This window comes from Bradyrhizobium sp. CB1717 (assembly GCF_029714325.1).
In the GTDB taxonomy this organism is placed as follows: Bacteria; Pseudomonadota; Alphaproteobacteria; order Rhizobiales; family Xanthobacteraceae; genus Bradyrhizobium.
Genome location: NZ_CP121666.1, coordinates 1,495,595 through 1,521,767 on the forward strand (window position 1 = coordinate 1,495,595; position 26,173 = coordinate 1,521,767).

Consider the following 26,173-nt stretch of genomic DNA (forward strand, 5'->3'; position numbering starts at 1 on the left):
ATCGAGGAAGTTCTGGAAGGATCATCCGCCAGGATTTGACAATCCCTTCGGAGCCTTCCTGCCTTCAACTGCCGTTCGGCCGCGTCGCGTTGTCGGCGAGGCGCTTGGCCGTCTCGCGTTCGGCCAGCACCGTCGCCTTGGTGTCGACGGTCGGCACCGCCGACATGCCGGGCCGCAGCAGGCCGGTGAGGCTGTGATCGTCGAGCACGATCTTTACCGGCACGCGCTGCACGATCTTGGTGAAATTGCCGGTGGCATTGTCGGGCGGCAGCAGTGCGAATTCGAGTCCGCTGGCCGGCGAAAGACTGTCGACGTGGCCGTGCAGCGTGCGATTACGAAAACTGTCGACGTGGAGCTCGACCGGCTGGCCTGGCCGCACATGCGTCAGCTGCGTCTCCTTGAAGTTCGCGACGACATAAACTGCATCGAGCGGCACCACCGCCATCAACTGCGTGCCGGCCTGCACATACTGGCCGACGCGCAAGCTGCGGGCGCCGACGGTGCCGTCCACCGGCGCGGTGATCTCGGTATAGGACAGGTTCAACGCCGCCTGCTGCGCGACCGCGCGGGCGCGTTCGAGCTGGGCCGTGGCCTGGGCGCGCTGGGTGGTGAGCACGTCGACCTTGCGCTGCGCCGCCACGAGGCCCGATTTCGCGTGCTGCAATTGCGCGTTGCTGGCGCGCAGCGCCGCGTCGGTCTGCTGTGCGCGCTGGATCGTGCCGGAGCCCGACTTCATGAGGTCGTCGTAGCGGGCGCGCTCCTCCTGCGCGAATTTCAGATTGGCATCCGCAGCCGCAACGTCGGCGGTGCTCTGTTCAATGACCGGCTGCTGCAGCTCGAGCTGAGCATCGATGTTGCGCACCGAGGCTTCGCCAGCGGCGACGTCGGCTCGGGCTTGGTCGAGCGCCGCCTTGAAGTCGCGGTCGTCGATCTTTGCGAGGAGCTGGCCAGCCCTGACCTTCGCGTTGTCGCCGACCAGCACCTTGGCGATGTAGCCGGAGACTTTTGGCGCGATGATCGTGGAGTCCGCCTTCACATAGGCGTCGTCCGTGGTCTCGAGATAGCGGCCGTAGGTCCAGTAATCGTGTCCGTAGTAGACCATGGTTGCCGTGCCTGCGAGGAGGGCGAGCACCAAGGCTGCGCGCCGGACCATGTTCCGGGCCGGGACAGCCGGCGGTGCTTTGGCGTAATCGCGAGTGATTTCAGTTGCTTGCTGGAAGGTCTCGGTGCGGGGCATCTCGGACATTGCGATCTCCTGTCGGCTCGCTGAGACTATCGGTCTTGCCGGCTCCGCTGATAATTGGCTAAATTCTGGAAGGATTATCCATTAGAGGTGGATAATCGGAGCCGCTGCCTGGTTCTCATGGTCTACCGGGCCAGGGCCGCGACTGCCCCAGAGCGATTGCCGCCTCTCTCGCGCGATTGCTGCTGATGCGCGCGTCCTCTTGCAGGCGAAGCTGCAGACGAGACGAGCTAGGTGTGCGAACGGATGATCCGGGGCGAATTTCCTGCGATTGTCGATCAGAAGTGGATAATCACGCGGCCATGGATCGATTGACCAGCCTCGAAGTGTTCAGCCGGGTGGTCGAGACCGGCGGCTTCTCCGCAGCAGCCCGCAAGCTCAACATGTCGACCACCATGGTGAGCAATCACGTCCAGGCCCTGGAAGACCGGCTCGGGGTGAGGCTGCTTCACCGCACCACGCGCAAGGTCAACCTCACCGAGATCGGCAAGGCCTATTACGACCGCTGCGTCCAGATCCTCGCCGATATCGAACAGGCCGACGACATCGCGGGCGAATTGCAGTCGGTGCCTCGCGGCACGCTGCGCATTCACGTCGCCACCCATATGGTGCCGTTCGTGACGCCGGTGGTCGCAAACCTCCTGTCGGCCTATCCGGAGCTCAAGATCGATCTGCGCATGGGCGAGGCCGATGTCGATCTCATCGAGGAAGGTTATGACGTTGCCCTGCGCATGACCCCGCCGCCGGATTCGAGCCTGATCGTGCGGAGCCTCGCCACCTGGCGTCACGTGCTGTGCTGTTCCCACGATTATCTCGAGAAGCATGGCCGGGTGCAGAAGCTCGACGAGCTCACCACGCATAATTGCGGTCGTCACCTGAACTATCCGTTTGGCGATGAATGGCGCTTTCTCGATCGCAAAGGCGCGCCGGCGTCCGTGCGCGTCTCCGGCAGCTTCGTCACCAACAGCGGCGAGGCGCTGCGGAAGGTCGCGCTGGGGGGCGCTGCCGTCTGCCTCTTGGCGGGGTTTCTCATTCAGGACGACCTCGAGGCCGGCCGTCTCGTGCGCCTGTTGCCGGAATATCGGACGGTTGAGCTGTCCATGAACGCGGTCTATCCGCACCGCCATCATCTGTCGGCGAAGGTCAGGACCTTCATCGACTTGCTCGTGCATCACAGCGCCGAGCAGCAGAAGTTGATCAACCCGTATTCGTGAGGTCGTTATGTCGCAGGTGTACGGCAGCCGGAAAGTTATGAGTTGACATCGCCGGGGTATCTGGAAAAATACAACCTAAGATATAGACATTTGAGGCCGCTGCGGTGCGGCTCAATCCTGTTTGTTCGACGCGACGTTTCATTCGAGCCCGCTTTCCGGTCCTTCGCTTCCAGTCACATCGAAAGACGGTGCGCCGGCAGCGCTCGATTGCCACAGAGCTCCGCAAGGCATTGGCGGCGACCATTGCGGTGCAAGCTGGATGATCTGACGATATTCGACCGACCGCCGCTGACCGAAGGAGGCGCCGATGACCATCGCGAGAACGGGGTGGATTGCAGCTTTGCTCCTCGGCCTCGTAGCGGCCGGCATCGCGGAGCCTGGTCGCGGCGCTGCCGACGACGCGTGGCCGGTCAAGAACAAGCTGCTCGGCAAGGACGGAGACAAGTCCGAGGATGTCAGCGGCATCGCCTGCACCAAGCCGGACGGCTTCCCCCGTTCGTGCCTGGTCATCGACGACAACATCCAGGATGCCCAATTCGTCCAACTGACCGACGGCAAGCTCATTGCCGGCAGTTCGGTCAATCTGATCAAGAACACATTCAAGGACAAGGCGCTCGAGCTTGATGGGGAAGGCGTGGCCTTCTCCAACGGCTTCTATTACGTCATCGGCTCGCATGGGCATCCGCGGGACAAGGATCACAAGCTGAATCCCAAGACAGATGCTGCCAAGATTCAGGCGAAGATCGCCGCAAGCAGCCAGATCGTCCGGTTCCGCACGACCGGCGAAGACGGCAATGCGTCGGACATTCAGCCTACGCCGAGACTGAGGGACGTCATTGCGAGCGAGCCTGCCCTTCTCCCCTTCATGGATCTGCGGCTGGAGACCAACGGCCTGACGATCGAAGGCGTGGCGATCAAGGACGATCGGACGCTGCTCGCGGGATTCCGGGGCCCCGTGCTGAACGGCAACTGCGCCCTCGTTCTGTCGGTCGAGGTGGCTAACCTGTTTGGCAACGGAAAAAGTTCGGACCATCGCCTGCACCGGCTTTCGCTCGGCGACGGGCGTGGCGTGCGCGATCTCGCGCCATTTGGCGAGCGTATTCTCGTCCTGGCAGGTCCGGTCGCGGACGGGCCCGGGGCCTACGCCGTTTTCGCGTGGGACGGTGCATCTGACTCGGTCGAGCTGTTGAAGGAATTGCCGTTTGACCCAAAGCGAAAGCCGGAGGGGCTCCTGCCGCTGGACAAGACGTCAACCGGACTGCGCGTCCTGATCGTGTTCGACGGCGACAAGGAAGGTGCGCCCACGCCGATCGAAATACCGGGATCGGGGCCGCGATCGTCATCCTGTCCCGCCGGCTAAAACATGATCCGGAAAAGTGCGAAGCGGTTTTCCGGAAGGATCATGCGCCAACAACAACCTAAAGCGTGATGACGATTCATCCAAATCTCACCGCGCTTTAGGTTCGAAAGCACGGTTGCGGGCCATGCTTCGGCGACCTCGATATTGTCCTTGATCACGATGGGCACGCCGCCGAGCGGTTTTGCCTTATCACCCGTCGCGTCGAACGCCGCGGCGGCTTTCAAGGCACCTGCTTCGTCCAGCGTGACGAAGGCATTGAGCTCGGCGTTGGCCTTGGCGCAAGCCAGGGCCTCCCGGGTGAGCGCGGTGCTCGTGAATTGTCCCGGCGCCGAGGGCGGCCGCGGCCTCGGTCAGTGTCAACTGGTCGAAATCCATGATGCGTCACCCGATCGCAGGGGGCCAGCAGGGCGCCCCTCGGGTTCAGAGGCTGAAGCCTCGCCGGTGCCGCGTCAACCGGTGGCGTGCATCCTCGCCGGCGAGGGTGTGTCGAGTTCAGCAAATTGCCGTTCGATCTCGGCCTTCACCTTCACGATCGCGGCGTCCTTCACCGGTCCGTAGCCGCGGATGTCCATCGGGCCTTTGGCGATCGCGACGAGATCGGACAGATGCGGCGTGTCCAGCTTGCCGAGCACGCGTTCGATCAGGCCTTCATACCAGGCGATCAGCTCCCGCTCGGCGCGCCGTTCCGCGGTGTAGCCGAACGGATCGAACGGCGTCCCGCGTAATCCCTTCAATCGCGAGAGCACGGCGAGCGGCGTCTGGATCCACTGGCCGAAGGCACGCTTGCGCGGGCGGCCGCGGGCGTCGCGTTTGGACGACAGGAACGGTGGGGCAAGATGGTACTGGACGCTAAAACCGTCCTCGAACTCGCGCTTCAACTCGTCGAGGAAGCCGCTTTGCATGTGCAGCCGCGCCACCTCGTACTCGTCCTTGTAGGCCATCAGCTTGAACAGTGCGCGGGCGACCGCCTCGGTCAGCACCTCGCTGTTCAGGCCGGTTTCGGCATTGCGGACTCTTGCGATGATCGCTTGGTAGCGCGCCGCATAGGCCTCGTTCTGATAGGCCGTGAGGAAATCGGCGCGCCGGGCAATGAGCTGGTCGAGTGTCTCGGCTTTGGCTGCATCGCCCGCCTCCGGCAGAAAGTCCGGATCGACCGCGGCGATCCGGCCCCAGGCAAAGGCCTGCTTGTTGCGGTCGACCGCGACGCCGTTCAGCTCGATCGCGCGCAGCAGCGCCGGCAGCGAGACGGGGATAAGGCCGTGCTGCCAGGCAAAGCCCAGCATGATGATGTTGGCGTAGACGGCATCGCCGAGCAGCCGCTCGGCCAGAGCGTTGGCGTTGATGGTGTCGAGATTGCCGTCGCCGACGACCTGCCGGATCGCGCGCAGGCGGGCAGGCGAGGCGAGATCGGCGTCGCGGAAGCGGACGACGTCGCCGGTCGGCATCTCCGCGGTGTTGACGGCGGCGCGCGTGCCGCGGCGATAGGTGCCGGACGCCTTTGGCGAGGAGCTGACGACGAGATCGCAGCCGATCAGCGCATCGGCCGCGCCCTGGTCGATGCGGGCCTGATGCAGCGCTTCCGGTGAGGCGGCGAGGCGGATATAGCTCAGCACCGGGCCGAACTTCTGCGCAAAGCCGGTGAAGTCCAGCACCGAGACGCCGCGACGTTCCAGATGCGCGGCCATGCCGATCAGCGCGCCGACCGTGATCACGCCGGTGCCGCCGACGCCGGTCACCAGCAGGTCGTAGGGCCGGTCAAGTGTGGCGGGGGCGGGCAAAGCAAGCGTGGCGGCGCGGCCGGCCGCGTCGATCTGGCTCGCGCTCTTCTTCCGCCGCGTCGCGCCTTCGACGGTCACAAAACTCGGGCAGAAACCGTTGAGGCAGGAAAAATCCTTGTTGCAGGCCGACAGATTGATCTGCCGCTTGCGGCCGAATGGCGTCTCCTTCGGCTCGACGCTGAGGCAGTTGGATTCGACCGAGCAGTCGCCGCAGCCTTCGCAGACGAGGTCGTTGATGTAGGCGAAGCGTTTTGGATCGGCCATCTGCCCGCGCTTGCGACGCCGCCGCTTCTCGGTGGCGCAGGTCTGCTGGTAGATCAGGACGGACACGCCGGAGACGTCACGGAGTTCGCGCTGCACGGCGTCCATCTCCTCGCGGGGATGAATGGTCACGCCGCTGGGCAGGTCCGCCGGGTCGAAATGCCCGGCATCGTCCGACACCAGCGCGATGCGCTCAACGCCTTCGGCGCGGACGCTGTGCGCGATGGCATGCACGCTGACCGGACCGTCGACCGGCTGGCCGCCGGTCATCGCGACGGCGTCGTTGAACAGGATCTTGTAGGTGATGTTGGCCTTGGCGGCGATCGCCTGCCGGATCGCCATCGAGCCCGAGTGATAATAGGTGCCTTCGCCGAGGTTCTGGAACACGTGCTTGTGGCCGGTGAAGCGTGATGAAGCCGCCCAGTTCACGCCTTCGCCGCCCATCTGGATCAGCGACGAGGTCTCGCGGTCCATCCAGCTCGCCATGAAGTGGCAGCCGATGCCGGCCAGCGCCTTCGATCCCTCGGGCACTTTCGTCGATGTGTTATGCGGGCATCCCGAACAGAAATAGGGCGTGCGCGTTGCGCCGCTGACGTTGATCGTGCGCGCGGCCTCCGGCATCAAGGCGGCGGCGCGGGCGGCGAGATTGAGGCCCGGAAACATCGGATCGAGCCGCCGCGCGAGCACGCTCGCGAGCGCGCGCGGCGACAACTCGCCGATCCAGGAGATCAGCCGTGCTCCTCGCTCGTCATGCTTGCCGACCATGCGTTCGGGCTTGCTGCCGGGATAGTCGTAAAAATATTCCTTGAACTGGCTCTCGATGATGCCGCGCTTCTCCTCGACCACGAGGATCTCGCGCTTGCCCTTCACGAAATCCATGGCGTCGTGCAAGGCCAGCGGCCAGACCATGCCGACCTTGTAGACGTCGATGCCGATGCTGCGGCAGGCGGCTTCATCGAGGCCCATCAGCCGCAGCGCTTCCATCAGATCGAGATGGGCCTTGCCGGTCGTGACGATGCCGTAGGTGGCGCCGGGGATGTCGTAGATGTGGCGATCGATCGGGTTGGCCTTGGCGAAGGCATAGACCGCGTGCTTCTTCGCCTCCAGCCGCTCCTCGATCTGCGGGCCCGGCAGGTCGGGCCAGCGATAGTGCAGGCCGCCGGGCGGCGGCGTGAAGTCCGGCGTGCGGAAGAGGCGCGGCGGGCGCAGCGCGACGGATGCGCCTGATTCCACGATCTCCGAGATCGCCTTGAAACCGACCCACATGCCGGAGAAGCGGCTCAGCGCGTAGCCATATTCGCCGAACGCCAGATATTCGCCGACATCGGCCGGGTGCAGCGTCGGCATGAACCAGCTCATGAAGGCGACATCGGACTGGTGCGGCATCGACGAGGAGACGCAGCCATGGTCGTCGCCGGCGACCACCAGCACGCCGCCGTGCGGCGAGGAGCCGTAGGCGTTGCCGTGCTTGAGCGCGTCGCCGGAGCGATCGACGCCGGGGCCCTTGCCATACCAGAGCCCGAACACGCCATCGACCTCACGGTCTGCTTGCGTTTCGACCTGCTGCGAGCCGAGCACGGCAGTCGCCGCGAGATCCTCGTTCACGGCCGGGAGGAATTCGATGCGGTCTCGCTTGAGCCGTTCCTGGATGCGCCACAGTTCGAGATCGACGCCGCCGAGCGGCGAGCCGCGATAGCCGGAGATGAAGCCGGCGGTGTTGAGGCCGTTCGCGCGGTCTCGCCTCGCCTGATCGAGCGCGATGCGGACGATGGCCTGCGTGCCCGTGAGGAAGACGCGGCCTTCCTCGCGATCGTAGCGGTCGGAGAGATCGTAACTGTCGAGTGACGGAATGGCGTCCATGGCGGACCTCGCGGCATCCCCCTGATGATGGAAGGTTATGCCTGGAAGGCTGGTAGGTCTTACCTATTTATCCCGCATAGATCACAAATTCGGTAGAATTTTGCGCAGTTCCATCAAATCTGGTAGATGTTCCCGACTTGAGAGGTCGCCATGATCGAAGAACAGGACATCCGAATACTCGCCCATCTGCAGAAGGATGGGCGCGCCACCAACCAGCAACTCGCCGACGAGGTCGGCATGTCCACCTCGGCCTGCTGGCGCCGGGTGCGGGCGCTGGAGGAGAGCGGCGTCATCCAGGGCTATGCGGCGCTGGTCGCGCGCGAGCAGGCGGGATTTACGATGTCGGCCATTCTCCACGTCTCGCTGGAGCGGCATGATGCGAAATTCGTCGACGAATTCGTGGCCAGGGTCACAACGCGCCGCGAGGTGCTGGAATGTTTCGCGACCACGGGCGATGCTGACTATCATTTGCGCGTCGTCGTGCAGGACATGGCCGCCTATAACCGCTTCCTCGACGAGTTCATGTTCCGCATTCCCGGCATCCGCTACGTCCGCAGCAACGTGGTGCTGAAGGAGATCAAAACCGGCGTGGCGCTGCCGTTTTGAGACAACGATAGGACTCACACTGTCTTCGCCCGGCTGTGCCGGCACAGTTGGCGGAGCGACAGTGCGTGCAGCAGGATCGAGCTTGGCACAACGAAGGCAGGGGTCAGCACGTTCGGAAAGGTGTCTACCGCCATGCCCGGGCCATCGAGAACGATCAACTGGAGCGGGCCAGGTGACATCGCCATTCCCAGGAGAATCGCGACTGCGAAGTCTGCGAGGCCGAAGATATTCCAGACGATCGCACCTTTCCGCCCCTCAGTCGTCCCGGCTGCCAAGGCGAGCGCCGCCGGCACGGCGAACAGTCCGGTCAGCACGTCGCCTGCTCCTGCCGGCAATGCCCACAAGCCCGGGAGCGCCCCTCGCAGCCAGTAAGCGAGCCATTGACTGCCAAAGATGCGATAGACCTGAAGGGCAATGAGCCACGTCGTCGGCATTGCATCGAGCAATTGTCCCACCCGCTTCGATAGCATCAGTGCCGGGGCGCCGACGATCACGGGCAGCAGGATCGCCATGGGAAGCAGCGGCAAGGAGGATGCACCCGCGCGGAATGCACCATTGATGGCTGCCGTCCAGGCGAGGGCAGCCCAAAGCGTGAAGGGGACCATGACGACCAGCCAGGTCGCCCGGCGTTGCTCCGGCGTCAACGCGGTGTTTTCGACCCCGAGCCACAGGCCGAGCGCAATGAGCCCATGGGCCAGCAGCCGAACGCCGAGGGCGGGAAAACCGCTCTCCGGAAGTGCGGGGACCGAGTAGATCAGCCAGGTCCACAGGATCGTGAACAGGACGGTCCACATCAAGCCGAGCCGAATGGGAGGCTGGGTCGGGGCGGCAACGGAAGCAGCGTCGCTGTTCATCGGCGTTCCTTCGAAAGAGATCGGTTGTGGCGGACGCAGGAGATCGCGACCAGCGGCCAGATCAGGCCGCTTTCTCTTCTGATCCGGTCCTCAGCAGAATCATGAAGACGAGAACATGGCTGACGAGCAGCAGCGGCACGTAGAGGGCTGGAACGTAAATACCGGCGCCGAACAGGCCGGGGTCCTGGATTTTCGTCACGCCCATATAGTAGGCGTTGAGAAGGTCCAGCGTGCCCCAGACGTTGAATGCCCAGACCACCGGAACGGCGAACGACCATCGCCACGAGAGTGCTGCCATCGAAATGAGGGCGAGAGTGGCGGCAATCAGATCTCCCCATCCGACCTCGGCTGCGAAATTCGGGCTCAACTCCGCCGATACGAATCCCGCCACCATGAAATTCATGCCGAAGAACCTGAACGCGTGGAAGGCCGCGAGAAGTCTCAGGGCCTCGTAGCGCGGCATGGCGCGGAGTGCCGGCCAGACGTAGATCGAAGCCACCACCGCGCTTGTCAGGAAAGCGCCGGCGACGCTGAGCACGAATGGAAGGTTGAAGCTTTGCGGCACGTTCGGATTCCCTTGTGGTGGCCTGTCCGGCCGGGTGCAGTCGAAGCCGGTCGGTCCGGCGCCGGCGGACGCTCAGGGTTTTGCCATCAGCAGACCGAGCGGCATCAGCGGACCGACTGCGACGTATTCGTGGTCGACAAGGTCTTGCTTGGCGAGCGGCAAGCCATCCATGATCGCGTGTCCCTCGGCAACGTCTTTGACGTTCAGAAGGAATACGGCTCCGCGACCGTCGGACCGCGAATACCATTCTCGAACCATCCCATTGAGGTAGAGCTGAACGGTCTGCCTGACTTCGTCGGGCATGACGGCCATCACCTGTTCGCGGGTGATGCCCGGCTTGACGGTCAGGATGACCAAGACCGCGGTTGTCGGCGATGCGGTCTGTGATTGGGCACGTGAAGGATCGGTCATGGAAGTAGCTCCTGTCAGGATGAGGGAAAGTGCCAAAACGACGCTGCGGATTGTGTTCATCGACGTCACGTCTCCGGTCACGGCGACAGCCGTGGTGCTGCAAATGACGATGCGCGCGTGGGTGCGGCTCAATTCCAGTTCGGATTTAGGAGCTCTTTCCGCGCAGCACTATTCGCGATAATGTTGACGGGCTATGAAGCAGAACTTCACAGTCAGGCACGGTGCATTGGACGGCGTGGAGGCGTTCCTGAGTGTCGCCCAACATCGCAGTTTCCGCCGAGCGTCCGCTGAACTCGGGGTCACGCCGTCGGCCATCAGTCAGGCGATACGCGCGCTCGAGGCGCGCGTTGGCGCCGCGCTCTTCATCCGCACCACCCGCAGTGTCGGTTTGACCGAAGCCGGCGAAAGATTCCTTGCGCGCGCCAGACCCGCCTTTGAGGAGCTCGTCGCCGCCAGCGGTGCGGCGCGCGAGCTCGGACAGCGACCGGCCGGGCTCCTGCGTCTCACCGTACCGCGCTCCGTCGTCCCGATCCTGCTGGAGCCGTTGATCGCGTCGTTCTGCCGGGAATTTCCCGAGATTGAGGTGGAGCTTGCCGCGAGCGAAGAGCTGGTCGACCTCGCAGCCGAAGGCTTTGACGCCGGCATCAGGTTGGGCCAGTTCATCGCCCCCGACATGGTCGCGGTGCGCCTGACGAATCCGCTGCCGCTCATTATCCTCGGCAGCCCGGCTTACCTCGCCCGCCGCGGTCGGCCCGAGCGGCCGGACGATCTGCGTGAGCACGCGTGCCTGAGATTGCGACGATCGAACGGTGCGCTCGCGTCATGGTCGCTCGACGACAACGGTCGTTCGATCGAGATCGTGGTTTCGGGACCTTTCATCGCCAACGATTTTCCCACGATGCTCGGAGCCGCCGTCGAAGGCGTGGGTCTTGCGCAGGTGCCCGCACCGCTGGCCACGGGTGCCATGGCGGCGGGAAAGCTCGTTCCCGTCCTGGAGCAATTCGCGCCGATGACACCAGGCGTGTTCCTGTACTATCCCGGTCACCGACAAATCATGCCGAAGTTGCGGGCCTTTATCGATCATGTGAAGGGCCGCTCAGGCGGCACCAGCTGATCTACCGCTGCTCCCGCACAAATCTGTTGCGCAGCGTGCCGACGCCCGTGATCTCGATCTCCACGACGTCGCCGTGCGTGATGTCGGGCGAGGCGCCATCGGTGCCCATCCAGATCACGTCGCCGGGCCATAGCGTGAAGTATTTCGTCAGTTCGATCAGGAACGGCACCACGCCGAAGATCATGTCGTTGGTGTAGAAGCGGTTGGTCTCCTTGCCGTTGACCCGGACGATCGTCTGCATCTTCGCAAGATTGGCTTCGGTCTCGATCCACGGGCCCATCGGCTTGAACGTGTCGGCGTTCTTCGAGCGCCACAGGCTGCGGTCCGCCTTCTGCCAGCTGCGCTCGCTGACGTCGTTGCCGATGGTGTAGCCGAACACGCAGTTCATCGCGTTCTCTTTGGTGAGGTGCTTCACCTTCTTGCCGATGACGACGACGAGCTCGCCTTCATAATGGATCTTGTCCGTCGCCAGGGACGGGATCACGACCTCCTCGTCATGCGCGATCAGCGCGTTCTGCGCGCGATAGCCGATCTCGGGGCGGTCGGGCACGGCCGGCACCTCGCCGCGCTTGTCGGCGGCTTCCTTCAGGTGCTTCAGATAGTTCAGGCCGACGCAATAGAAGGTGCGCGGGATCAGCGGCAGCTCGATCTTGACGTCACCGAGCGGATGCGTGCGCGAGGTGCGCTGCCATTCGCCGAATGGGTCGCCGTCGATCGCGATGACCTGATCGCCCTCGACGATCCCCCAGGAGGTCTTGTCCGCGGCGGTGAATTTCAGCCAGCGCATGTTGGATCCTCCCGTTATTCCGCGGCATCGCGCGGCTGCACCTTCCAGGCGCCGGCGGCCGGTCGCTTCAGCCCGAGATTTTCGCGCAGCGTCTTGCCGCGATAGTCCTTCTGGAACAGTCCGCGCCGCTGTAGCTCCGGCACGACATGCTGCACGAAATCGGCGTAGGAGCCGGGCACATAGGTCGCGGCGATAACGAAGCCGTCGCAGCCGCGCTCGACGAACATTTCCTCTAACTTGTCCGCGATCTCCCTGGGGCCGCCGACCATGGCGTCATGCACCCGGCCACGGCCGGAGAAGGTGACGAAGTCGCGCGCACTCGGATTGCTCTTGCCTGATGTCTTCAGCACGCCGTCGCGGATTCCCAAAATGCCCTGCATGCTCTTCAAGTCTTCCGTCGTCAGCGGCTCGTCGAGATCCTTGGAGGCGAAGTCGTAATTGAGCGCTTCGGCGAGCAGCGACAGTGCGTCGATCTCAAGAGGCAGCTTGTTGATCAGCGCCATCTTGTCCTCGGCTTCGGCCTTGGTCGCGGCGCAGACCGGTGTCGTCAAATTGCAGAGAAGCATCTGGTCGGGATCGCGGCCGGCCTTCGCGGCCTCGTTGCGCACGGCCGCATAGCCTTCCTTGGCGGCGGCGAGGTTGCGCGCGGCGGTGAAGATCACCTCGCCCCAGCGGCCCGCAAAGCGCTGGCCGCGGCCGGAGGCGCCGGCCTGGATGATCACGGGATGACCCTGCTGCGACCGCGGCACGGTGAACGGGCCGCGGGACTTGAAGGCCGGCCCTTTGTGATCGAGCCGCTTCACCTTGGTGGGATCGGCAAAGCGGCCGCTCTCCTTGTCCATGATCAGCGCGCCGTCCTCCCAGGTGTCCCAATGGCCGAGCACGACCTCCATGAATTCGTCGGCGCGGTCGTAGCGGGAATCATGTTCGGGATGGGAGTCGCGCCCCATGTTGAGCGCCTCGCCGTCGTTGAGCGAGGTGACGACGTTCCACCCCGCGCGTCCGCCCGACATCAGGTCGAGCGTTGCAAAGCGGCGGGCGACGTCGAAGGGTTCGTAGTAGGTGGTCGAGCAGGTTGCGCCAAGGCCGAGCCTCTCGGTGACCATGCCCATCGTGGTCAGCACGATCAGCGGGTCCATCTTCACGCAGCGGATGCCGTATTCGACGGTGTGGGCGTGATCGTTGCCGTAGCGGTCCGGCATCGCCAGGCGATCGTCGAAGAAGGCCATGTGGAATCTGCCGGCTTCGAGGATTTTTGCGATCTCCTGGTAATAGTCCGCCGACATCGAGTCCGAGCGCGAGTCCGGATGCCGCCACGAGCTCGGCAAGTTCGTGCAGTTCTGCGCCTGGAGGAAGCCGACCAGTACCATCTGCCGATTCATGCTGCTGTTCTCCTGATAGTGTCAGGCGAGGCCAAGGACCGTGTCGAGCCGATACTCGCGCGCCAGCGTGCGCAGCTTGTCCCAGGTCGCATCCTCGATCTCGATGCCGTCGCGCAGCCGCTGCTGCTCGCGCACGCCCTCGATCTCGCCCGGATAGTAGACGCCCTTGCTGCCCTCGGAGGGCGGCGTCGATTTCAGGTACTGCGCGAACTCGGCGACCTCGCGCTTGAATTCGGTGAGCGGCCGGAATGCGGCGACGTTGAATACGGCCATGAAGCAGCCGTCATTGTGCCGCCCCGTCGGCTCGACGCCGAAGCCGAGCCCGGTGAGCAGGCCGCACAGCACCTCCACCATGGCGGCGAGGCCGCTGCCCTTGTAGCCCTCGGTGCCGCCGAGCGGCAGCAGCGCGCCGCCCTTGCGGTATTGGGTCGGGTCGGTGGTGTGCCGTCCCTCCGCATCGATGATCCATCCGGTCGGGATCTCGTCGCCGCGCGCGACCGCGAGCTGGATCTTGCCGGCCGCAACCGCCGACGTCGCCATGTCCAGATAGAACGGCGTATCGAGATCGGACGGCACCGCGATCGAGATCGGGTTGGTGCCGAGCCGCGCTTCCTTGCCGCCGAACGGGGCCACGTGCTTCGGCGAGCGGCCGGAGTCCGCCGCCGCAATCCCGATCATGTCTTCGCGCATCGCCATCAAGGGATAGGCGGCGAGGCGGCCGACATGACTTTGCCGGAACACGGTGCAGGCGGCGACGTTCGCCGTCTTCGCCTTCTCGATGGTCAGCGCCATCGCCTTGGCGTTGACGTGAAAGCCAAACCCCCAATGGCCGTCGATCACGGTCGTGGTCGGCGATTCCTGGACGATGGTCCACTTGGCGCCGGGAACGATGTGCCCCGCCTTGATGCGGTCGATATAGGTGGGAACGGCGATCACGCCGTGGGAATCGTGGCCGGCGAGATTGGCGTTGACGCAGCCGGTCGCGACGGCGTCGGCCTCTTCCTCGGAAGCCCCGGCCGCCTGGAGCAGCGCGGCGCTGATGCGCGTGAGGCGGTCGGCCCTGACGAGCGGCATGGCGTTTCCCCGACGTGGTGCCCTTATCGGGCTGTTGTTGGGGGCCATCGTCTCAAAGCGCCAGAGCGATATCAATCTCCTGTAAACCAATACAGGGCTGCAAATTCGTGACGGAACACGCCTTTGGTCGAAGATTTGCCCCGCACGGCGGTATTTTCGAGAGTTTAGCGCCGCTTGTTCGCAGCTCGTTCACTTTGATCGACGGTTTGCCCGGCGGAATAACCACCACTTAGGCGATCGCCGCTCATAAAGGTACCGGGAGAAATAGGCAGAAATGCCCGGGAGCTGAGATCGTGCCGACGACACTCGCGCGCACCTTTGCGGCGCTGAGCGCCATCAATGAAGCGATCCTCTATGCGAGATCGCCGGACGAGCTGTACCAGAAGGTCTGCGACGCCGGCTTTTCGAGCGGGGACTTTCTGGCCGTGGCCGTGTTCCTGGTGGGCCCCGATGGTCGGCGGCTGCGCTTTGCGGCCGGCTGCGGCGACGATATCCCGCGGCTGAGCTCGCTCGTGATCACGACCGACGCCGGCACACCGGAAGGATTGGGCGTCGGCGGCGAGGCATTTCGCGATCAGAAGCTGTGCATCAGCAACGATTATCTGAACGATCCGCGCTCGCTGGCGTGGCGTAAGGGGGCCGCCAAGGCGCATATCGGTGCGGCGGCGGCGTTGCCGCTGCTCTGCAACGGCAAGAGCGTCGGCGTGCTGTACGTGACGCGCAGCGAGGCCAACTCGCTGAACGAGCAGATGGTGTCGCTGTTCGAGCGCATGTCGGCCAACATTTCCTACGCGCTGGACAATTTCGCGCGCGAGACCGCGCAGCAGATCAGCGAACGGGCGACACGGCGGCTCAACCGCATGTTCGGTGCCATCAGCGCCACCAACGAAGCGATCCTGCGGGCCAAGACCGAGCTGGAGCTGTACCAGCTCGTCTGTGACGCCTCCGTGCATAGCGGCAAGTCGCTCGCGACCATCGTGCTGCTGCGCGAGCCGGATTCGCACTGGATGAAGCCTGTCGCGGCCACCGGGCAGAACCTCGAGCTCGTCACCCAGGCGCGCTATTCGGTCGACCCGGAAAATCCCTTCGGCAAGGGCATCTCCGGCGAGGTGTTCCGGACGCAGAAAGCCGTCGTCGAGGACGATCTCGCCAGCCGCACCAAGGGCTCGCCGTGGGAGCAGGCCAACGTCAACACCGGCGTCGCCGCCTGCGTGGTCGCGCCGCTGATCAAGCGCGGCGAAAGCGTCGGCGTGCTGCTGTTCTTCATCAGCCGCTCCTGGGCCAAGGACGAGGAGATCGTCGCGCTGCTGCTGCGCATGGCGGAGAACGTCTCGTTCGCGATCGAGAATTTCGGCCGCGAGGCCGAGAAGGCCAGGATCGCGGCGGAAGAAGAGCGCCTGGCGCGCATGTATGCGGCGCTCAGTGCCACCAACGAGGCCATCCTGCGCGCACGGTCGCGGTCCGAGCTGTTCGACCTCGTCTGCGAGGCGACGGCCAAAGGAGCCAAGTTCACCTCCGCCAGCATCGCGCTGGTCGACCAGCGCGCCGAGCTGCTGCGCGTGGTCGCCAGCTACGGACCGAATGCCGACCAGGTTCGCAACTTCAAGTTCTCGATCTCCGAGCAGGTGGCGGAAGGACGCGGGCTGACTGGCACCGCATTCCGCACGCGCCGGCCGGCCGTCAGCAACGACGTGCTCGCCGACGACCGCATCGCGCCATGGCAGGCCAGCGCCCGCCGCAACGGCATCGCGTCCTCCGCGGCGCTACCGCTGTTCAACGGCGACCGGGTCGAGGGCGTATTCCTGTTCAACTCGCCGGAGTGCGGCGCCTTCACGCCCGAACTCGTCGAGCTGCTGCGCAGGCTCCAGGCCAACGTCTCCTTCGCGCTGGAGAATTTCGACCGCGCCGAGGCGAAGGCCAAGGCCGAGATGCAGCGCAATCGTCTCAGGGGCATGCTCGAGGCGCTGAGCGCGACCAACGAGGCGATCATGCGGGTGAAGACCCGCGCCGAATTGTTCGAGGTGGTCTGCGAGGCGGCGGTGCTCGGCGGCACCTTCTCCTCCGCGACCATCGCCATGGTGGATACGACGGGACACTATCTCGACATCGCCATGACCAAGGGTGAGAGCTGCGGCCTGATCAAGGAATGGCGCTTCTCGACCTCGGCCGACGACCCGGAGGGACGCGGGCTCTCCGGCACCTCCTTCCGTACGCGCGCGCCTTGCATCGCCAATGAGATCCTCACCGACATCCGCACCGCGCACTGGCACCAGATCGCGCGCATGCAAGGGACGAAATCAGGCGCCTGCTTCCCGTTGCTCAGCAACGGCGGCGAGGCTGTCGGCGTGTTGCTGTTCCTCTCGCGCGATGAGGGCGCGTTCACGCAGGATCTCATTCAACTGCTGGGGCGGCTTGCCGAGAACGTCTCGTTCGCGCTCGACAATTTCGACCGCGCCGAGGAAAAGGCGCGCACCGAGGCGCAGAAGGAACGCCTGAGGCGCATGTTCGCGGCGCTGAGCGCCACCAACGAGGCGATCATGCGGGCCAAGTCGCGTGCCGAGCTGTTCGACCTCGTCTGCCTCGCCGCCTCGAACGGCGCGAAATTCACCTCGACGACGATCGCGCTGGCCATGGACGGCAGCGATCAGCTCGAGATCGTGGCGGCGGCCGGACCGTCCGCGGACACCACCCGCAACATCCGCCTCTCCATCGACCCCGAGCGTCCCGAAGGGCGCGGCATGAGCGGCACGGCGTTCCGCACCCGCCAGCCCTGCATCAGCAACGACTACCTCAACGACGATCGCGTCCGTGTCTTCCATGCCATCGTGCGCGGCGACGGCGCGCGGTCGGGCGCGGCGTTCCCGCTCATCGCGCACGATCGTGCCGTCGGCGTCATGATCTACATGTCGACTGAGCCGAATACCTTCACGGAAGAGTTCGTCGAGCTGCTGCAGCGCCTCGCCGACAACGTCTCCTTCGCGATGGAGAATTTCGATCGCGCCGACGAGAAGAACCAGGCGGACGAGCGGATCGAGTATCTCGCCTCGCACGACAGCCTGACCGATCTGCCGAACCGCGAGACCTTCAACGGGCTGCTGCGTGCGGCGATCGACACCGCGCAGCGCCACGACCACCGTTTTGCGGTGCTGTTCATCGATCTCGACCGTTTCAAGGTCATCAACGATTCGCTGGGCCACGAAGCGGGTGACCTGCTGCTGCTCGAAGTGGCGAACCGCTTGCGCGGGGCGCTGCGGGCCAGCGACGTGGTGGCGCGTCTCGGCGGCGACGAGTTCGTGGTCATCCTCGACCAGTGCGGCGAGATCGACGACGTCCAGCGCATCGCGACCGGGCTGCTTACGGCGCTCTCCGAGCCCATGGAGCTCGCCGGTCACGAGTGCCACACCACGGCCTCGATTGGCATCGCGATGTACCCGGACAACGGCTCCGACGCTCAGACGCTGACCAAGAACGCCGACATGGCGATGTATCTCGCCAAGGAAGACGGCAAGAACGGCTGCCGCTTCTTCTCCAAGGAAGTGAAGACCCAGTCCATTGAGCGGCTGTCGCTGGAAAGCGCGCTGCGCCGGGCGCTGGAGCGCGAGCAGTTCTCGCTGAACTACCAGCCCAAGGTGGACATGGAGACCGGCCAGATCACCGGCGTGGAAGCTCTGCTGCGCTGGACCCATCCCGATCTCGGCAGCGTCTCGCCCGCACAGTTCATTCCGCTTGCGGAGGAAACCGGGCTGATCGTGCCGATCGGCCGCTGGGTGCTGAACGAGGCCTGCGCGCAGGCCATGGCCTGGCAACGCCGCGGCCTGCTGCCGCTGTCGATGGCGGTGAACCTGTCGCCGCGGCAGTTCGCCGACGAGCATCTGTTGCAGGATGTCGACGAGGCGCTGGCGGCCTCCGGCATGTCGCCGGTGCTGCTCCAGCTCGAGGTCACCGAGAGCATGATGATGCGCAATGTCGGGCGTGCGCTCAAGGTGCTCGACGCGATCCAGAGCCGCGGCATCCGCCTTGCGATCGACGATTTCGGCACCGGCTATTCGTCGATGTCGCTGATGAAGCACTTCCCGATCGACACCATCAAGATCGACCGCTCCTTCGTGCGAGACCTGCCGCAGGATTCGGAGGATCAGGCGATCGCGCAGGCGATCATCAGCATGGGCAAGGCGCTCGGCATGACGGTCGTCGCCGAAGGCGTCGAGAACGCCGAGCAGGAGGCGTTCCTGCGCAGCCACGGCTGCGACGAGATGCAGGGCTTCCTGATCTCGAAGCCGCTGCCGGCGAAGCAGATGGCCGAATTGTTGCGGCCGATGGTGCTGCCGGTCGCACCGCCGCTTCAGCCCGAGCCGGATCCGGTTGCCACCGCGGCTGCGGCGCTACGGCTGAAACGCGCTGTCGTCTGACGGCTGCGGGTGCAGCTCGCGGACGTCGTGATCCGCGCCCTCCGCGATGCTCGGGAAATCCTGGGGCCCCGTCAGCGACGTCTGCTCGACGAACAGCGCCAGAATCGTGCGCGCGCCGTCGGCAAAGCCCGTACCCTTGTTCAGGCCGAGCTCGGCGCACCATGTGCTGCTCATGGGCTCCTGATCGTCGACCACCGCCATGGCGGGTCCCCACCACCAGGCAGGCGCGGGCGAGCGCTCGTTCTCGGGCACGACATGCCAGCGGACGAACTCATCCATCACGCGCTCGAACTCCAGGCGTGCAGCCTGATGCATTGGATCGATACTCCTTCGAATCCGCGCCTGATGACAGGCCGTCACGCAGATTCGATTGTGGTCCTGACGCCCGGAAAAATCGGCTCGCGCAACCGGCGGGAGCCATGCATCCCGACCTCATCGTCGGTGATGCCCAAAAATGCGGCCGTCGGCGATACGCCAACGGCGGCAGCGAACCTCCATTTTAGCCGTTTGGAGGCTCGGCAGGCAAGGTGCGGATGTTACGGTTGCTTAACGAGCCTTAAGCGGATGGGCCTTCTGGTGCCACGCCCAGGCGGTGCGGATCACCGTCGGCAGGTCGGAATGACGCGGCACGAAGTTCAGGACTTTTCGCGCGGCGGAGGGATCGGCGACCAGGTAAGTGGGGTCGCCGGCGCGGCGCGGCTTGACGGTGTGCGGTACCTCGCGCCCGGTCTCCTGCCTGATGGCGTCGAGGATCTGGCGCACCGAGAAGCCCGCGCCGGTGCCGAGGTTGAAGCTGCCGCCGGCATGTCCCGTTTCCAGCAGTTTCAGCGCGGCGACGTGCGCGGCGGCAAGGTCCGTGACATGGATGTAGTCGCGGATCGCGGTGCCGTCGGGCGTGTCGTAATCGTCACCGAACACGGCGAAGTCGACATGGCCCTGCAGCGCCATCATCGCGCGCGGAATGAGATGGGTCTCGTTGTCGCGCAGTTCACCGATGCCGCCGGCGGGATCGGCGCCGCTGGCATTGAAATAGCGCAGGCAGAAGGCACCGACGCCGTAGGCTGCGCGATAATCGGCGAGCATGCGCTCGATCATCCATTTCGATGCGCCGTAGGGGTTGATCGGCGCGCAGGGGAAGTCTTCCGGCAGCTCCTTGGAATCGGCATTGCCGTAGACTGCGCCAGTCGAGGAGAACACGATGCGATGGCAGCCGGCGTTGCGCATCGCCTGCAACAGCGACAACGTGCCTTGCACGTTGTTGATGTAATATTTCTGCGGGTCGGTCATGGATTCGCCGACGAGGCTGGCGGCCGCGAAATGCATCACCGCTGTGACCTTGTGCTCGGCGAAGGCGCGCGCCAGCGCCGCGCCGTCGAGCAGATCGCCGGTCACGAGGGGACCGGCGACGAAGCTGCGGTGACCTGTCGAGAGATTGTCATAAACGACGGGCTGATAGCCGGCGGCGGTCAGTGCGCGGCAGGCATGCGAGCCAATATAGCCTGCGCCTCCTGTGACGAGGACAGTCGGTCGATCGGTCATGTCGTATGCTACTCTTCTCTCAGCGATTGAAAGGCCGTTTGCGGCTGAAGAGAAGATAGAGCGCGCGGGGGTTGGTGGTCAAATAGCGCCAGAACAGGCGGCGTGGTTCGAGCCATGTGCGCCAGGCCCATTCGAGTCCGAATTTCTGCATCCATTGCGGGGCGCGGGACCGGCTGCCCGACAAAAAGTTGAATAAGCCGCCGGATGTCTTGATAACGCCAACATTGGTGAGCAGCGGCGTGAATTCCTCGACGAATGCCTGCTCGTTGGGCACGCCGAACGCGACCCAGAGATAATCGGGCGCGAGCGCGTTGATCTCCTCGACTTTCGCGCGCAGGGCTTCGCCGCGCAGATAGCCGTGGCTGTGCCCGACGATCTTCAGGTTCGGATACAGATTGCGGACGTTGGCGACCGCCGCGGCGTTCTCGGCCTCGCTGGCGCCGAACATGTAGAAGGTGCGGCCGACCGCTTCGGCCTTGCGCGCGACGACGTGGAACAGGTCCGTGGTCGCGACGCGCTCGGGCAGCGGAAACCAGGATTGCAGTTTCGAGGCTGCGACCAGCGGCTGGCCGTCGGCATTGATCAAATCGGCGGCGCGGAACAGGCGCTCGGTCTGCGGTTCGGTCGAGCAGCGCGCCAGCACCTCGCCATTGGCCGAGGTCAGGTACAGCGGACGGCCGATGCGATTTTGCGGATCGGTGGCCTCGATCATGAAATCGGCGGTGGCTTCCAGGTCGAGCGCGGCCATGCGGAGGCCGCCGACGGTGATCCGTGGCACGTCGGCGGTTGCGGCCCGTCCGTCCAGATTGACGCGGCGCTCAAGCATATTGTCTGCCTCGCTGGCGCGCTTGGGTTGCGGGGGTGAGCTCGTCGAGCACGACGCCGACGAGCTTGCGCTCGGCGCGGCCGAGCGTGCTCAGGATCTCCTCCAGGCCGTCGTTGATGTCCAGGCTGGTCGGCAGCACCGCCACCAGCGCATCGACCTCGTCGAGCAGCTTGCGGCTGCCGGCGGCGAGCGGCGTCACGGGACCGTCGAGGATCACGAGGTCATAGCCGCCGGCGGAGCGCGCCTGCGCGATCGCCTTGCGGATGGCTTCAGCTGCCTTGCCGGCATCGCCTTCGGCGGCCGGCAGAACCGAGATGCCGTTGACCGTCTTGATCTCGCGCGCGGCCTTGCTGCCGTTCGAGAGCCAGCCGAGCCTGCTCGGCTCGCTCCTGCCGTTACGGTTGATCTTGTTCGAGAGAGAATGCGCCAGATGGTCGGCATCGATCATCAGCACGCGGGCGCCGTCACGCGCGGCTGCGAGCGCAAAGTTCAGCGCGGTCACGCTGCGTCCGGTGGTCTCGCCGGGACCGAGCAATGCGACGACCGGCATCGCCTTGCCGCCGGCGCGCCGGGCCACCGCCGCGCGCATGTCGCGCCAGGCATTGAGCAGGCTCGTCAGGGGGAAGCCGGGACGCAGCGTCGGCCAGCCCAGCCGCGTCAGGTCGACGCCGCCGCCGGTGGCGAGAATGGCGCCAAGCGTGTGGATGACGTCGGCTTCCTGAAGGCGCGCGATCAGCGGCTTTTCGATCAGAGGTCTTTCGACCGTTGAAGGTTGCAGCGGTGGCGCAGCAACTTCCGGCGGAGCCTGCGCGACCTCCGGAGCTCGCGAGACCTGCTGCGGCTGCGCAATCTCGCTGGGCCGCGGCGGCTCTTGAGCGCGCGGAGCTTGCGGCGCCGGTGTGCGCTCACGGCGAGCGGGTGCAGGTGCCGGCGCGCCGGCGAACAGCAGCTCGGCCGCGGCGAACCAGCCCGACGCAGCGATGGCGCCGAAGATGAAGCCGATCATGGCGAACAGGCTCATGGCCGGCGGGAACGAACGCCGCTGCGGCACGGTGGCCTCGCCGATGACGCGGGCGGCCGACGTGTTCAGGCTCTCCTGCTCCTCGGTTTCGCGCGAGCGCTTGAGGAAGGATTGATAGACGTCGCGGCTGGCATCGGCCTCACGCTCGAGCTCGCGCAGGCGTACCGCGGCCTGGCTGAGCTGCACGCTCTGTCGCTTCTGCGCTTCAAGCGCGCGGTTCAGCGACGCCTCAAAATCGCGGGCGCGCGTCAGATCATTCTTGGCCGACTGGGCGAAGCGATCAATCTCCTCGCTGATGGTTCGCTTGAGATCCTCGACCTGCTTCTCCGTCTGGCGCAGCGCCGGATGGCGCGGGCCGAGCTCGCCGGCCTGCTCCGCATATTTCTTGCGGGCCTCGGCATATTGCGCGCGCAGGTTCGCGATCGTCGGCGATTGCAGCGCTTCGGGAATTGCGCCGGCATCCGCCGCCGTGCGCCGGCTCGCCTCGATCTGGTCGAGCCGGGCCTGCGCGTCCATCGTCGCGGCGCGCGCGGCGGAAAGCCGCTGGTTGCTGGCGGAGAGCTGCTGGTCGCTGATCAATGCGTCCTGGGTGCCGACGAAATTGTTCTGCGCCTTGTAGGTCGCAAGTGCGGTCTCGGCATTGCGCAGCCGCTCGCGCAGCTCCTTCAGGCGGCTGGAGAGGTCGCTGGTGGCGCGCCGTGCCGCCGAAGCCTGCGAGTTGCGGGACTCCGTGAGGTAGACGTTGGTCAGCGTGTTGGCGAGCATCGCCGCCTTCGCCGGATCGGTCGACCAGACCTCGATGTCGACGATGAAGCTCTTCTCGGTCTTGCGTATCGTGATGTGCCGGTTCAGCGCGTCGAGCGCCGCGAGCTGCACTTCCTTCGTTTCCGCGGCGGAGGGCCCGCGGGGCTGCAGGCCGACCAGCCCGAGCAGCGACGACATCAGGCTCTTGCCGTCGCCGCCGCCGAATTCGGGATCCTTGTCGAGACCCGCATGCTGGATCACCTGGAGCAGCACGCTGTTGGAGGTGATCAGGCGCGCCTGGCTCTCCACCACCATGGACATGCCGGAGACGTCCTGCGCGCGGGGCGTGAGCTCGCGATCGACGAGCTGGAGTTCGCGCGGATCGACATAGAGCTGGGCTGTGGCGGTGTAGCGAGGCGTCAGGCTCTTGCCGACCGTGACCGCGAGCGTCGCGCCGAGCAGGGCGGCGGCCGCAATCGCGACCTTGCGCCGCCAAAGCAGGTTGACCAGCTCCAGCGCGCTGAAGCCGGCCTCAGGCCTCTGCTGCGGGGCCTCTGGTCTCGCCCGATCTATCGGCTGGTTATAGTCCAGCATCGTCCCCAGCTTTCATTCCAACGGCCGCGGGCTGAGGGGTTACTCTTCGCTTTACGCCACGCACCAGGGATATAGGTGCCCAATCAACGCAACAGGGAAAATTAACCATACTCATTGAGGGACTATTCACCGAAATGGCAAACAAAGCGTTTAAGCGCGTGCCACCGTTCGACGCGTCGCAGTGACGCCGAAGTCCCTCAGAGATTAACGGTTCGTTACCGCGCGCAACGAGGCCGCGAGGCTCCGCTCGGCTCGCAAGTGGCTGCGCGCGCATGGATCAGTTTTTCCGCAGGATGACGTGATAATCGCCGCGGCGGACGTCGGTGCCGCGCGGGAGCACGGCGTTCAGCACGGCGGCGCCGGCATCGACGAGCGCCGCGAACAGCGGCTTGCGCCGGCGCATCTCGGGATAGCGCGGACTCTCGACCTCGCGGCGATAGATCATCTCGAGGCCATTGGCGGCCGCGAACGCTTCGAGCCGCGGCAGCGTCACCAGTGGATGGAAGAAGGTCGGGAACGGCGGCTCGCCGGGCAGGCCGGCATCCTTGATGCCGCGGATGTGCCGGTAGAACCAGACGTGGAACCAGTGCGGCGAATATTTGGTGACGACGCCGGACAGCGAGCGCGGATTGGGCGCGCCGATCAGGATCATCCCGCCGCGCTTGAGCGCATCACGGAAGTTCAGGAGCGCTGCGTCGACATGGGGCAGATGCTCGATCACGTTGTAGCAGATGACGAGATCGAAGGTTTCGCTCCCGAAGCTGTAGGTCTGCACGTCGCCGAGGATGGCCTCGTCCGCATATGTGTTGTTGCGGACCTGGTCCTCGTCGATGTCGACGACGGTGACCTTGCTGCGGCTCAGCAATTCCGGCGGCAGAATGCTGCACGAGCCGCCGCCGGCTTCATAGATGGCGAGACGGCCCTGTGGCAGCTCGCGACGCAGCACGCCGTGAACGGCGAGCAGACTGTCGCGGGCTTCGCCGGGGACCAGATCATGCAGCGCCTGGACGTGCGAGGTGGTGGCGGGGGCGTCGATCGCCGTGGCTGTCGCGAAATCGATCGTGGCTGGCTTGTTCATATTTTCTGACCGCGCTTGTTCTATTCAAATTTACAGGAAAAAACTCGCATGCCCGAAGAGCAAATCCGATGCCGCGCCGCTCCACCGGTCGTGGTGCTTACGGACGGGTTAATGCGCATGGGCGTTAACTACGGCATCGTCCGCATCGCGCCTCCGGCACATGATGGACTGCGAATTGCAGTACCACGTGCGCATGGATTTGCCGGGGAAGCACGTGAAAACGGTTAAGTGCATGGCGTCGGGTCTGCATTGTCGGACGATCCGCTGCGTGGTGCCACCTCGCGCCTCGCGCCGGCTGTCCACTTCGAGACGCAACTGTCCCGCGACGCTGTACCGTCGCGGGACGACAGCCTTGGCGCAAGCGACCGGCGCAGGGCTTTTTCAACATATCTCGGGCATCTAGAACGCCATGACACTGATCCCGACAGACCTGTCTGCCAGCCGGATATCGGATGCCGTGCGCGATCCCAATCGGGAAATCGTCGCGAGCTCGCGCGTCATCGACCTGTCGGTCGGCATCGTCGTCTGCATTCCCTGCTTCCGCCGCCCGCAGCATCTGCGGCTGACGCTGGACTCGCTCGCAAGCCAGCGTACCCCGCGTTCCTTTGCCGTCGTCATGGTCGAGAACGACGCGGCAAAGCGCGAGAGCGCGCCGGTCGCCGCGGAATATCTCGCCGACGGCAGGCTCCAGGGTATCTGCATCGTCGAGCGGCGGCAGGGCAATTGCCAGGCGATCAACGCCGCGTTCGAGACGGCGCAGGCGCTGTTTCCCGCCGCGACCCGCTTCCTGATGATCGACGACGACGAGATCGCATCACCCGACTGGCTCGAGCTGATGGTCCGCACCGCGGAGGCGACCGGCGCCGACGTCGTCGGCGGCCCGGTGCTGCCGGTCTTCGACGACGACAGCAAGCCGTGGCTCGCGCGTCATCCCGCCTTTTGCCCGGCCTACGACTACAGCGGCGCGGTGCCGCTGATCTATGGCTGCGGCAATTGCCTGATCACCCGCGCCGCGTTTGAGCGGTTTGACAAGCCCGCGTTCGACCTGCGCTTCAACTTCCTCGGCGGTGGCGATTGCGATTTCTTCGTGCGGTGCCGCGACGCCGGCATGCTGTTTCATTGGACGGCGGAGGCGGTCATCACAGAGACCGTGCCGCAAAGCCGCACCAGCTTCGGTTGGATCGCCAGGCGGGGCTTGCGCATTGGCGCGATCAATTATCGTGTGCAGTACAAGGCCGCGCGGAGCGCGGCGGCGCGGGCGCGGGTGTTCGCGCAGATGCTCGGCCGCCTGCCGCTGTCGCTGCTGCGTACGGCACGTCTGCTGGCGACCTCGAAGACGGTCGTCGCCATGCATCCCGCGCTGGTCGCGTTCGGTTCCATGCTGGCAGCATTCGGCATCGAGCCGAAGCCCTATGAAGCCTCGAAGATCCTATCCTGACGCCGCAGAGAAGGG

General features: G+C 65.1%; 19 protein-coding genes and 1 pseudogene. 6 read left to right on the forward strand and 14 right to left on the reverse strand.

What is annotated here, in order from left to right:
* Positions 1 to 64: 64 nt before the first annotated feature.
* Complete coding sequence (locus tag QA649_RS07060) at positions 65 to 1,246, reverse strand: HlyD family secretion protein (RefSeq protein WP_283023549.1); 1,182 nt, start codon at positions 1,244 to 1,246, stop codon at positions 65 to 67.
* A 299-nt stretch (positions 1,247 to 1,545) separates the two neighbouring features.
* On the opposite strand from QA649_RS07060, the gene QA649_RS07065 reads away from it, so the two are divergent.
* Positions 1,546 to 2,457 carry a LysR family transcriptional regulator gene (locus QA649_RS07065; protein ID WP_283023550.1) on the forward strand — a complete coding sequence of 304 codons (912 nt, stop codon included), beginning with the start codon at positions 1,546 to 1,548 and terminating at the stop codon, positions 2,455 to 2,457.
* A gap of 307 nt (positions 2,458 to 2,764) precedes the next feature.
* Positions 2,765 to 3,817, forward strand: a complete 1,053-nt coding sequence (locus QA649_RS07070) for a DUF3616 domain-containing protein (RefSeq protein ID WP_283023551.1) — start codon at positions 2,765 to 2,767, stop codon at positions 3,815 to 3,817.
* Between the two features lie 131 nt (positions 3,818 to 3,948).
* Here the strand turns inward: QA649_RS07070 and QA649_RS42925 are convergent.
* Both QA649_RS42925 and QA649_RS07080 read right to left on the reverse strand, forming a co-directional pair.
* Positions 3,949 to 4,192 (reverse strand): annotated as a pseudogene (locus QA649_RS42925) (amidase family protein); the annotation flags it as partial.
* 74 nt (positions 4,193 to 4,266) lie between these two features.
* Positions 4,267 to 7,716 (reverse strand): indolepyruvate ferredoxin oxidoreductase family protein, encoded by a 3,450-nt coding sequence (locus QA649_RS07080; protein ID WP_283023552.1) that lies wholly within the window; start codon positions 7,714 to 7,716, stop codon positions 4,267 to 4,269.
* Positions 7,717 to 7,866: 150 nt separating this feature from the next.
* Here QA649_RS07080 and QA649_RS07085 point away from each other — a divergent pair, with 150 nt between their 5' ends.
* A complete protein-coding gene (locus QA649_RS07085; protein ID WP_283023553.1) occupies positions 7,867 to 8,322 on the forward strand; it encodes an Lrp/AsnC family transcriptional regulator in 456 nt (151 codons plus the stop codon).
* Between the two features lie 14 nt (positions 8,323 to 8,336).
* On the opposite strand, the gene QA649_RS07090 is transcribed toward QA649_RS07085, so the two are convergent.
* The 3 genes from QA649_RS07090 to QA649_RS07100 all read right to left on the reverse strand — a co-directional run bounded on the left by QA649_RS07090 (position 8,337) and on the right by QA649_RS07100 (position 10,284).
* Positions 8,337 to 9,176 (reverse strand): MFS transporter, encoded by an 840-nt coding sequence (locus QA649_RS07090; RefSeq protein WP_283023554.1) that lies wholly within the window; start codon positions 9,174 to 9,176, stop codon positions 8,337 to 8,339.
* A 61-nt stretch (positions 9,177 to 9,237) separates the two neighbouring features.
* On the reverse strand, positions 9,238 to 9,741 hold the full coding sequence (locus tag QA649_RS07095) for a hypothetical protein (RefSeq protein WP_283023555.1): 504 nt from the start codon (positions 9,739 to 9,741) through the stop codon (positions 9,238 to 9,240).
* 72 nt (positions 9,742 to 9,813) lie between these two features.
* Positions 9,814 to 10,284 (reverse strand): hypothetical protein, encoded by a 471-nt coding sequence (locus tag QA649_RS07100; RefSeq protein WP_283023556.1) that lies wholly within the window; start codon positions 10,282 to 10,284, stop codon positions 9,814 to 9,816.
* 61 nt (positions 10,285 to 10,345) lie between these two features.
* Here QA649_RS07100 and QA649_RS07105 point away from each other — a divergent pair, with 61 nt between their 5' ends.
* The gene (locus QA649_RS07105) at positions 10,346 to 11,266 is read left to right on the forward strand and encodes a LysR family transcriptional regulator (protein WP_283023557.1); all 921 of its coding nucleotides are present in this window, start codon (positions 10,346 to 10,348) and stop codon (positions 11,264 to 11,266) included.
* Between the two features lies 1 nt (position 11,267).
* Here QA649_RS07105 and QA649_RS07110 read toward each other — a convergent pair whose 3' ends face one another.
* The 3 genes from QA649_RS07110 to QA649_RS07120 are packed head-to-tail and all read right to left on the reverse strand — an operon-like array spanning position 11,268 to position 14,509.
* Positions 11,268 to 12,053: a fumarylacetoacetate hydrolase family protein gene (locus tag QA649_RS07110; protein WP_283023558.1), complete on the reverse strand. Its 786-nt coding sequence runs from the start codon at positions 12,051 to 12,053 to the stop codon at positions 11,268 to 11,270.
* A gap of 14 nt (positions 12,054 to 12,067) precedes the next feature.
* Positions 12,068 to 13,435 carry an LLM class flavin-dependent oxidoreductase gene (locus QA649_RS07115; protein ID WP_283023559.1) on the reverse strand — a complete coding sequence of 456 codons (1,368 nt, stop codon included), beginning with the start codon at positions 13,433 to 13,435 and terminating at the stop codon, positions 12,068 to 12,070.
* A gap of 21 nt (positions 13,436 to 13,456) precedes the next feature.
* A complete protein-coding gene (locus tag QA649_RS07120) occupies positions 13,457 to 14,509 on the reverse strand; it encodes an Ldh family oxidoreductase (protein WP_283023560.1) in 1,053 nt (350 codons plus the stop codon).
* A 293-nt stretch (positions 14,510 to 14,802) separates the two neighbouring features.
* Here QA649_RS07120 and QA649_RS07125 point away from each other — a divergent pair, with 293 nt between their 5' ends.
* A complete protein-coding gene (locus QA649_RS07125; RefSeq protein ID WP_283023561.1) occupies positions 14,803 to 18,918 on the forward strand; it encodes a GAF domain-containing protein in 4,116 nt (1,371 codons plus the stop codon).
* Here the strand turns inward: QA649_RS07125 and QA649_RS07130 are convergent.
* The 5 genes from QA649_RS07130 to QA649_RS07150 form a co-directional block, all read right to left on the reverse strand.
* Positions 18,892 to 19,233: a hypothetical protein gene (locus QA649_RS07130; protein ID WP_283023562.1), complete on the reverse strand. Its 342-nt coding sequence runs from the start codon at positions 19,231 to 19,233 to the stop codon at positions 18,892 to 18,894. The genes QA649_RS07125 and QA649_RS07130 overlap by 27 nt on opposite strands.
* A 231-nt stretch (positions 19,234 to 19,464) precedes the next feature.
* Complete coding sequence (galE, locus tag QA649_RS07135) at positions 19,465 to 20,457, reverse strand: UDP-glucose 4-epimerase GalE (RefSeq protein WP_283023563.1); 993 nt, start codon at positions 20,455 to 20,457, stop codon at positions 19,465 to 19,467.
* 19 nt (positions 20,458 to 20,476) lie between these two features.
* Positions 20,477 to 21,283, reverse strand: a complete 807-nt coding sequence (locus QA649_RS07140; protein ID WP_283023564.1) for a WecB/TagA/CpsF family glycosyltransferase — start codon at positions 21,281 to 21,283, stop codon at positions 20,477 to 20,479.
* Positions 21,276 to 23,642, reverse strand: a complete 2,367-nt coding sequence (locus QA649_RS07145) for an exopolysaccharide transport family protein (RefSeq protein WP_283023565.1) — start codon at positions 23,640 to 23,642, stop codon at positions 21,276 to 21,278. The genes QA649_RS07140 and QA649_RS07145 overlap by 8 nt, the downstream gene beginning before the upstream one ends.
* 277 nt (positions 23,643 to 23,919) lie before the next feature.
* Positions 23,920 to 24,720: a class I SAM-dependent methyltransferase gene (locus QA649_RS07150; RefSeq protein ID WP_283023566.1), complete on the reverse strand. Its 801-nt coding sequence runs from the start codon at positions 24,718 to 24,720 to the stop codon at positions 23,920 to 23,922.
* 409 nt (positions 24,721 to 25,129) lie between these two features.
* Here QA649_RS07150 and QA649_RS07155 point away from each other — a divergent pair, with 409 nt between their 5' ends.
* Entirely contained in the window at positions 25,130 to 26,158 is a 1,029-nt protein-coding gene (locus tag QA649_RS07155) for a glycosyltransferase family 2 protein (RefSeq protein ID WP_283023567.1), read from the forward strand.
* Positions 26,159 to 26,173: the final 15 nt, after the last annotated feature.